Origin of the sequence: Rhodococcus sp. T2V, assembly GCF_029269925.1 — a bacterium.
In the GTDB taxonomy this organism is placed as follows: Bacteria; Actinomycetota; Actinomycetes; order Mycobacteriales; family Mycobacteriaceae; genus Rhodococcus_F; species Rhodococcus_F koreensis.
This window is the reverse complement of the sequence record NZ_JARJBD010000181.1, coordinates 1-8,680: the sequence shown is the minus strand read 5'-3', so window position 1 is coordinate 8,680 and position 8,680 is coordinate 1. Positions and strand designations below refer to the sequence as shown.

Below are 8,680 nucleotides of genomic sequence, written 5' to 3'. Positions count from 1 at the left end.
GCTCAACACGCACGACGCGACACGAAAACTCGGCTACCTAGGAAACTCACGCTAGTCTTGACCGTGGGCACGGATCGACAGTTCAGCCGGCTCTGCGCCACCCTCGGCGCCTCCCCGTTGGCTCGGGACGACCGGTTCGTCACCAACGAGCTGCGCGTGCAGAATCGCCAAGGACTACGCGAGAGCCTCGAAAGCGCGTTGGCGCCGCGTCCCGCACACCACTGGACGAAAGAACTGACAGCACAGGGTGTGCCCGCCGGCGCGGTCAACAACATCGCCGATGCCTTCCCACTCGCGACCGAACTCGGTCTCGCACCCGTCGCCGACACCGCAGACGGCGACCCCCGACTCGGACGCCGAGTTGCCAATCCCATCAGCCTGTCTGGCACACCGGTCACCTACCGCACCCGGGCACCGCACCTCGGCGAACACAGCGCCGACATCCGAAACTGGCTCGACGAACTCGAGACCCGACGCGACACCGCATGACGAAAGAGCATCTCATGACCATCACAGCAGCATCCGGCGCAGACCTGCAGCGGAATACTCCCCCACCCGTGGACGCCCACGACTTTCTGAATATCGACTCGTTGCTGTCTGAGGAGGAACGGCTCATCCGCGATACCGTCCGCGGGTTCGTCCGCCGCGACCTCCTCGACCGACTCTCGGACGCCTACGACAACGCCTATCTTCCCGAGGATTTCCCCAGGGCTGCAGGAGATTTGGGGCTGCTGGGCATGCACCTGCAGGGCTACGACTGCCCCGGAACCAACGCGGTGGCGTACGGGCTCGCATGCCTGGAACTCGAGGCCGGAGACAGCGGACTGCGGAGCTTCGTCTCGGTACAGGGGTCACTGGCGATGTTCGCGATCTGGCGCTACGGCAGCGAAGAGCAGAAGCAGACATGGCTCCCGGCGATGGCCGAAGGCAAGACGATCGGCTGCTTCGGACTCACCGAACCCGATGCCGGCAGCGACCCCTCCGGGATGCGCACCACCGCCCGCTTCGAGGACGGGCAATGGGTGCTCAACGGCAGCAAGATGTGGATCACCAACGGCAGCATCGCTCATGTTGCCGTCGTATGGGCCAAGACCCCGGACGGTGTCCGCGGCTTCGTCGTCCCCCGGCACACCCCCGGATTCACCGCCCGCGATATCAAACACAAGATGTCCCTGCGCGCATCCACCACCTCGGAAGTGGTGTTCGAGGACTGCAGACTCCCGAGCAGCGCCACTCTTCCCGAGGCGACGAGTCTGCGCGCCCCCTGTCGTGCCTGACCGAGGCCCGAATCGGGATCGTCTGGGGAGCCGTCGGCGCAGCGCGAGCCTGCTACGAGGCGGCGCTCGACTACTCGACCACCCGCACCCAGTTCGGGCGCCCGATCGCCGGGTTCCAACTCACCCAACAAGCTCGTCGAGATGCTGACCAAGGTCAACACCTCACTGGTGCTCGCCTTGCATCTGGGCCGCCTCAAGGATGCCGGCCAGCTTCATCCGCAGCAGGTCAGCTTCGCCAAACGCCTGAATGTCCAGAACGCGCTCGACGTGGCGCGCAGTGCCCGCACGATTCTCGCCGCCAACGGCATCACCCTCGAGTACCCGATCATGCGGCACATGGCCAACCTCGAATCCGTCCTCACCTACGAGGGCACCGGCGAGATCCACACCCTCATCGTCGGCCAGGCCATCACCGGCGTTGCCGCCTTCCACTGACTCGGAGCAACCATGAACTCCCCACGCAACGTCATCATCATCGGCGGAGGGCCCGCCGGATACACCGCCGCGATCTACACCGCCCGCGCGAACCTGAACCCCCTGGTGTTCGAAGGCACCCAGTACGGCGGCGCCCTCATGCAGACCACCGAGGTGGAGAACTTCCCCGGCTTCGTCGAAGGCATCCAAGGTCCCGAACTGATGGACACCCTCCGCAAGCAAGCCGAACGCTACGGAGCGGAACTGGTCGCCAAGGATGTCACCGCAGTCGACCTCGACGGCCCGGTCAAGAAGGTCACCGTCGACGGAAGCAGCTACCAAACGCACGCCGTGGTCCTCTCCATGGGGTCGGCATACCGCAACCTCGGCATGCCCAACGAGAAACGACTGTCCGGGCGCGGCGTGTCCTGGTGCGCCACCTGCGACGGGTTCTTCTTCCGCGACCAGCACATCGCGGTGATCGGTGGCGGGACTCCGCGCTCGAGGAGGCCACCTTCTTGACCCGATTCGCCGCCAGCGTAACCGTCGTGCACCGTCGAGACACACTGAAGGCGTCGAAGATCATGCAGGAACGCGCCTTCGCGAATCCGAAGATCGGGTTCCTGTGGAACACCGTGGCCGAAGACGTGATCGGTGACGAGCAGGTCGTCGGACTCGTCGTCCGCGACACGGCCACCGATCAGCTCTCGACACTGCGGGTGACCGGAGTATTCATCGCGATCGGTCACGACCCCCGCAATGAACTCCTGCACGGCCAGATCACGCTCGACGAAGCGGGGTACGTCGTGACGGAGGGCCGGTCTTCACGCACCGCTACTCCGGGCGTGTTCGCCTGTGGTGATCTCGTCGATCACACGTATCGACAGGCCATCACCGCCGCCGGAAGTGGTTGCGGCGCCGCCCTCGACGTCGAGCGTTTCCTCGCCGGCGCCGAGATGCCCGAGGAGGCGGTCGGATGAAGATCTTCCAGGCCTGTGCGCAGGCATTGCTCGACCACGGTGTCGAGGTCATGTTCGGTCTGATGGGTGATGTGAACATGCTGTTCGTCGCCCACTACCGCGAGCACGGCGGTGATTTCGTGCCGACTGTGCATGAGAGCAGCGCGGTCGCGATGGCGGACAGCAGGTCTCGATTCACCGGCCGGGTCGGGGTCGCCACGGTAACACACGGCCTGGGCCTGTCGAACACCATGACAGCACTGGTCGAGGCCGTGCGCAGCCGCAGCCGGGTCGTCCTTCTCACCGGGGACACCCCTGCCGAGCCCACTCACTTTCAACGCCTGGACATCAGTTCCTTCGCCGCGGCCGCCGGTGCGGGATACGAGAAGGTCTACCGCAAGGAATCGCTGGTCCGGGACCTCAACCGGTCGTTTCAACGAGCGGTCGCCGAGCATCGCCCGATCGTGGTGAACATTCCCGCCGACCTGATGCTCGACGATGCCGGACAGCAACCGCCCGTGCGGGTGCCCGTGCCGCACTCCCCCGCGGTTCCCGTCCTCGACGATCTCGACGCCGCGCTGGGTGTGACAGCCAGCGCGAAACGTCCCATCGTGCTGGCCGGGCGGGGAGCGGTCCTGTCCGGCGCCCAGCAGGCGTTGGTTGCGCTCGCCAGCAAGCTCGCGGCACCGGTTGCCACCTCGGTGCTGGCCAAGGACCTGTTCCGGGGGCACCCGGCCAACCTCGGGATCTGTGGCAGCATGTCGCACAGCGTCGCCTCCACAGCAATCGCCGAATCCGATCTGATCATCTCGTTCGGCGCCAGTCTGAACGTCGACACCACCTTCCATGGTGAATGGGTTGCCGAGAAGAACCTGGTGCAGATCGACATCGACCCCGGCCGATTCGGTTGGTACGTGTACGTCGCCGGGGACGCGACCGCGGTCGCCGAGGCGATCGGGGCCGCTCTCGACGAGATCGATCACACCCCGGCCCAGCCCGGTTGGCTACAGTCCGTCGAACAAGCGTTGGCGACCTTCACACCCAGCGACGAGTTCACCGATCGCACCACGGTCGACACCGTAGACGTGCGAACGGCCTGCCTGGCGTTGGACAACGCGTTGCCGGCCAGCCGGATCATGGTCAGCGACATCGGACGATTCACCAACTCAGTCTGGCCACGCATCGCAGTACAGGACGCACGGCGGTTCACCACCATGGGTGGGTTCGGCGCCATTGGACTCGGGCTTGCCGGCGCGATCGGCGCGGCCATCGCCGCCCCGGGTGAGACAACGGTGGCCGTGGTCGGTGACGGCGGATTCATCATGCATCTCGGTGAGCTCGCGACCGCGGTACGGCGCCACCTGCCTCTTGTCATCCTGGTCTTCAACGACAGTGCCTACGGGGCCGAACACAACAAACTGCAGCGCTACGGGGCCGACCCGGACCATTCACTGAATGCGTGGCCGGAGTTCGTTCCGATCGCCAAAGCAATGGGTGCGACAGCGATCTCGATCCGGAAGCTCGAGGAGATCGACGACCCAACTCGCCACGCTCGCGAAGGAGGCAGCCGGCATCAACTGACGACACCCCAGCGCCGGCACAAACGCCCCGTGCGCCGCGATGCTCACGCGGGGCGCTCCCGCATACGCGGGCACTCGCCGGGCGGGCAACGCTGCCAGCCGGCGGCGACCCGATCACCCTCTGCCAGCGCCTGAACCTTCCCACGCCTCTTGCCCCACCGCCTACGCCCTGCCGCGGCAATCCCACACGATGCTCGCCTACTTGCTGTTCTTCTACCTTCACCGCCCACCTGTGCGCGGCCCTCTTTCACACGCTGGTCTGCGCGACGGTCTCCTCTCCCGGATGGCGCTGTGGGGCATGTCCCGACGTCGCCGGACGTCACCGTCTGCCCCAGCTCCGGCCGACGTCGACGAAGCAGTCAACGATCGTCGATACGGTCACCGCCGGTGATCGGACTCGCTGCCGCGCGAATCCATTGGTCGCGTCCCGACGTGATGGGATCCGGGCAGGACATGTGGTGGCCGGGATGCACGGGGTAGCTTTCTCCGATCTTCGTCGTCTTGTCGAGGACCCGTGGCGTCGCCGCGGGAGCTGGTGCTCTCACGCGTTTCGAACGGCGTGGTGGTGTTCAACGCCGGTCGCGGTGGTCATGCAATGCCCGGACAGTCACGTTCGCCGTCACAGTCCCCCGGCTCACGCTCGTATGCGGGTCAACCCTGCGCCCGCCGCGGGGAACCGGGCTTGCTTGTCCTGTGCGGGTCGAGTCTGTGCGGGTCGAGCGGTCACGCGCTCACCGGTAAGTGCCTCGACCACGCCCGCCAGATCGTCGGCGGACAGGTGCACATCCCGGTCCGCGCCGGAGTCGCCTCGAGTGTTCTGCTCCATGTCCGCCCCTCCCCATCACGGTGATATGTCAGGACAAAGTGTAGAGCCCGGGATGGGTGTTCGGCGTGCCCGTGGCCGGTGTTTCCGCAGCTCCTCAGGATATTCACAGGTTTCATCCGTTGCTGTGACCACCGTGGTGGGGGCACGATCAGGCTGTGCATCGACGACGCTGGCCGGCGAACCCTCCGCCCCCGTGCGGGGGCGTCCGGGTGCACGGTCACCGGGTGTTGGCCGCCAATCCGCATGTGACGCTGGAGCTGGGGCGGATCGTCGCGTTCGACTGTGGGCTCGCGGTGTACCTGGCGCTCACGGCCACCGGCATCCCGGCCCAGCGGGCCCATCGTGAGACCCGGACGCTGACCGACCCGGCGGATCGGTCGGCGCGGTGGTCCTACCTCGAGGTGTGGGCGGGGACGGACCGGATCGCCGTCGCGGACCCGTACCACGCCCGCCCGGATGTGCAGGCGTGCACGGCCGGACTGTGCACGTACCGCACCGAGCCGCAGTACTGGATCGACACCCCGGCGCCGGTACGGTCGGTGACCCTCACCGCCGAGTGGCCGCAGATCGGTCTGCAACCGACGGCCGCGACACTCACGCTGGCACGTCGCGATCATGCGTCGACGAATCGGCGGTAATCACCCCGCCGACCGGCCGGATGCGGACGCACGTGCACGGTCGGCCAGCACCGGGAACCGGACCAGCAGCCGGTCGACCAGCACCTGCGCCTGGTGAAGTCGGGTGCGTAGAGCGTGTTCTTCGGCCCGCCAATGCCGCTCGAGGTCACGATCGGTGGGCCAGAGCTGTTCGACCTGGGTCTGTGCGTGCGCGATCTGAACGAGGAGGCCGTCCGTCTCGGCCAGTAGCAGGGACAGAAAGACCTCGGCCTGGGCCGTGTCGGGATCGTGCGCGATCGGGGTCATCGGCTCGTTTCTCCTGCTCTGCGCGGCAGAAGGTACGTGCCGCACGGGGTCTCGGACAAAGACTGCGCCGCTGCGGTCCAGTCGATATCGTGCGCATCGGCGGCCGCCGCGTCAACCCCGCACACACACCTTTCGGGCAGCTCCACCGGTGTCCTCCTCGGGTGAAATCCTGGGAAATGATCGCTTTCCGGTGGGTGGAGGACGAGAATTTTCGGTGTGGACGTCAGCGAAGCCCAGCACATCGACGCCGTCCGGGCCCGCCTGTACCGGCGGAACCCGGATCTGCACCCCTACGTGGTCGACGAGACGATCGACACCGGGCTCGGTCGGTTCGACGGATGCCCGATCCGGGACTTCGTCCCGCTCCTGGTCGAACGAGCCGCCACCCGCGCACTCGACACCTCACCGATCCGGTCCCCACGAACTGAGCACCAGCCGGCCGCCCCGATGTAACCGACACGGAGCCCTTGAACGTCGAACGCGCCGAGCAGCCCCGCCCTTTGGGCGCGTTCAACAAAGTTGCGGCCCAGGGTTCGGCACACTAGGGGCATGGCGGAGCAGCACCGGGAGAAGTCGTGGTCGGCCCGCTACGTGTCGCTGTTGGCGACCGAACTCGCCGCCCGCGGCGTGCACTACCCGGACGAGATGCTGGCGGTGTTCATCGACAGCAACGCCGCCACCGTCGCCGCGATCGCCGGCATCAGTGAGCGCGACGCCCAACTGACGATCAACCCCGACGCCGTTCCGGCGTGGGCGGACATGGTCGCCGGCGCGATGGCGATCGATGCCACCGCGGACGTCGACGTCGCCGAGGTGTCGTGGGTGCGGATCCCGATGGCGACGGCAGCGAAGACGACGGCCGCCCTGGCCCAATGCCACGACATGATCGTGCACCGCATCGAAACCGAACAGGAGCTGGCCGCCGACGACGCGGGCAGCCCGGGCGTCCTCACCGTGCTCGTCGCTCGGGGGGACACCATTTCGCGGTTGTCGCGGCACCTGGCCACCGTGATCGCCGATACCGCATTCACTGCCGGTGATGTGCTCGTCGAGGAGGACTTCTACGAAACGGTCCTCGAGGTGCTCACCGCCATCCTCGACAGCGAGGCTGACACTCACGATCAACTGCTCCCCGGCTGGTATTGCCATCCCTGGCACGACCCCGATCCCTTCGCCGGGCCATGGCAGTGGTGCGGGAACCCGGGGCACTCGCTCACCGGGATCCTCGACGCCGCGGTCACCGAACTCCACGACACCCACATCCACGTGGAGTAACCCACACGGCGTCGTCCGCATTCGGACCCGGCAGTCAGGCCCCGGCACGAGGGAGAGGAAAAGCGCGTTGAGCGAGAACATCGTTCGGTTGATGGAGGAGAACCTGCTGGCGGTGTTCAACGAACGGGACCCGCAGCGGCGCCTGACGGTGGTACGCCGAAACTATGCCCCCGACGTCCGTTGGTCGGACCCGGAGGAGACGGTCATCGGCCAAGACCGACTACACGAGAGGGCGCAGGAACTGCTCGACGGTCCATTGTCGGGCCTGACGTTCACCCAATCCGGTCCGGTCTACCAGACCGCCAACCTGGGCCTGCTGGCCTTCGACGTCGTCCCGCTCGATCGAGCCGCCGGCACCGGCGCCGGATCGAGTGAGCCACTGATCTCCGGGTACGACGTCGCGATCGTCGAAAACGACGTGATCGCGCAACTGTTCACCGTGATAACCACCGTGCCCGGGTGACGAGAAGGGATCTCCTGGTAGCGAATCTGTGACGAACGATCATCACGGGGGCGCAGCATCGACGATGATCACCTGACGCCGGCCAACCACACCGAGTGCCGAGTGGCCGAGCGGGTGGGAATGTTCGTCCTGGTCCGTCACGCGCACGCGGGCGAGAAGAAGAGCTGGCACGGCCCCGATGCGGACCGCCCGCTGAGCACCCTCGGGTACTGGCAGGCCCGCGGCCTCGTCGCCGCGCTGGACGGCATCGAACTGCGGGCCCTGTTCGCCAGTCCCGCCGCCCGCTGCCATCAGACGCTGCTGCCGCTCGCCGCGGCGCGGGGGCTGCGGATCGACGATCACCCGCTGCTCGGGGTGGACGCATCACCGGACGAACTGCTGACAGTGCTGTCGGCGCCGGAAGTCGACGGGGTCGTGTTCTGTACCCATGGGGAAGTCCTCGACAACCTGGCCGAACCCGCGCGGTCGCGGGGCGCGGTATGGGTGCCGCCGGCGGCGTCGACCGCGAAGGGCGGCGCCTGGATCGTCGACCGCCGCGACGGTCCGGCCCCGACACTGCAGTACCTTCCGCCCACCCCACCCCATTGACCGCCCCACTGCGGCACTGCCTGCGGGCGTCACCGTGTTCGCACGCTGAAGCCGACTCCACGCACGGTGAGGATGCGATGCGGGGCACCGTGGGACTCGAGTTTGCGGCGCAGCGAGTAGACGCAGGTGTTGAGGACATTGTTCTTGGCTGTGAGTGGAAGCCCCCAGACAGTCTGCAGCAGCTGGCCGCGACTGACCACGCGATCGGCGTTCCTCGCGAGAACGACGAGCAGATCGAGTTCCGTTCGTGTCAGGGGAATTCGAACGTCACGCATCTGCACGGTGGTGCACACGATGCTCAGCGAGATTGCCCCCACCGTGACCGGCGGGGTGAAGGACCTGGGCAATGGTCCGATGCGCCGGAGAAGGGCACGC

10 protein-coding genes and 2 pseudogenes are annotated in these 8,680 nt (G+C 66.8%); 9 read left to right on the top strand and 3 right to left on the bottom strand.

Features of this window, described 5'->3' with window-relative positions:
* The 4 genes and pseudogenes from P3H15_RS52165 to P3H15_RS52150 all read left to right on the top strand — a co-directional run.
* A partial coding sequence (locus P3H15_RS52165) for a CoA transferase (protein ID WP_276144520.1) occupies positions 1 to 489 on the top strand: 489 nt, incomplete at its 5' end.
* A 14-nt stretch (positions 490 to 503) separates the two neighbouring features.
* Positions 504 to 1,712, top strand: a pseudogene (locus P3H15_RS52160) (acyl-CoA dehydrogenase family protein).
* Positions 1,713 to 1,724: 12 nt separating this feature from the next.
* Positions 1,725 to 2,671: pseudogene (trxB, locus tag P3H15_RS52155) on the top strand (thioredoxin-disulfide reductase).
* Positions 2,668 to 4,365, top strand: a complete 1,698-nt coding sequence (locus P3H15_RS52150; RefSeq protein WP_276144519.1) for a thiamine pyrophosphate-binding protein — start codon at positions 2,668 to 2,670, stop codon at positions 4,363 to 4,365. Before trxB ends, P3H15_RS52150 begins: the two are co-directional and overlap by 4 nt.
* A gap of 499 nt (positions 4,366 to 4,864) precedes the next feature.
* Here the strand turns inward: P3H15_RS52150 and P3H15_RS52145 are convergent, their stop codons facing one another.
* Positions 4,865 to 5,056, bottom strand: coding sequence for a hypothetical protein (locus P3H15_RS52145; RefSeq protein WP_276144518.1), 192 nt, complete (start codon positions 5,054 to 5,056; stop codon positions 4,865 to 4,867).
* Between the two features lie 209 nt (positions 5,057 to 5,265).
* Between P3H15_RS52145 and P3H15_RS52140 the strand changes: the two genes are divergently transcribed.
* Entirely contained in the window at positions 5,266 to 5,694 is a 429-nt protein-coding gene (locus tag P3H15_RS52140; RefSeq protein ID WP_276144522.1) for a serine/threonine protein kinase, read from the top strand.
* On the opposite strand, the gene P3H15_RS52135 is transcribed toward P3H15_RS52140, so the two are convergent.
* Positions 5,695 to 5,979, bottom strand: a complete 285-nt coding sequence (locus P3H15_RS52135; protein WP_276144517.1) for a hypothetical protein — start codon at positions 5,977 to 5,979, stop codon at positions 5,695 to 5,697. It abuts the gene before it with no gap.
* A gap of 216 nt (positions 5,980 to 6,195) precedes the next feature.
* On the opposite strand from P3H15_RS52135, the gene P3H15_RS52130 reads away from it, so the two are divergent.
* The 4 genes from P3H15_RS52130 (at position 6,196) to P3H15_RS52115 (ending at position 8,305) form a co-directional block, all read left to right on the top strand.
* A complete protein-coding gene (locus tag P3H15_RS52130; RefSeq protein ID WP_276144516.1) occupies positions 6,196 to 6,432 on the top strand; it encodes a three-helix bundle dimerization domain-containing protein in 237 nt (78 codons plus the stop codon).
* A 96-nt stretch (positions 6,433 to 6,528) separates the two neighbouring features.
* Positions 6,529 to 7,254 carry a hypothetical protein gene (locus tag P3H15_RS52125; protein WP_276144515.1) on the top strand — a complete coding sequence of 242 codons (726 nt, stop codon included), beginning with the start codon at positions 6,529 to 6,531 and terminating at the stop codon, positions 7,252 to 7,254.
* Positions 7,255 to 7,321: 67 nt separating this feature from the next.
* Positions 7,322 to 7,717, top strand: coding sequence for a nuclear transport factor 2 family protein (locus P3H15_RS52120; protein ID WP_276144514.1), 396 nt, complete (start codon positions 7,322 to 7,324; stop codon positions 7,715 to 7,717).
* Positions 7,718 to 7,837: 120 nt separating this feature from the next.
* A complete protein-coding gene (locus P3H15_RS52115) occupies positions 7,838 to 8,305 on the top strand; it encodes a histidine phosphatase family protein (protein ID WP_276144521.1) in 468 nt (155 codons plus the stop codon).
* 29 nt (positions 8,306 to 8,334) lie between these two features.
* On the opposite strand, the gene P3H15_RS52110 is transcribed toward P3H15_RS52115, so the two are convergent.
* The coding region (locus tag P3H15_RS52110) for a winged helix-turn-helix domain-containing protein (RefSeq protein WP_276144513.1) at positions 8,335 to 8,680 on the bottom strand (346 nt) is incomplete at its 5' end.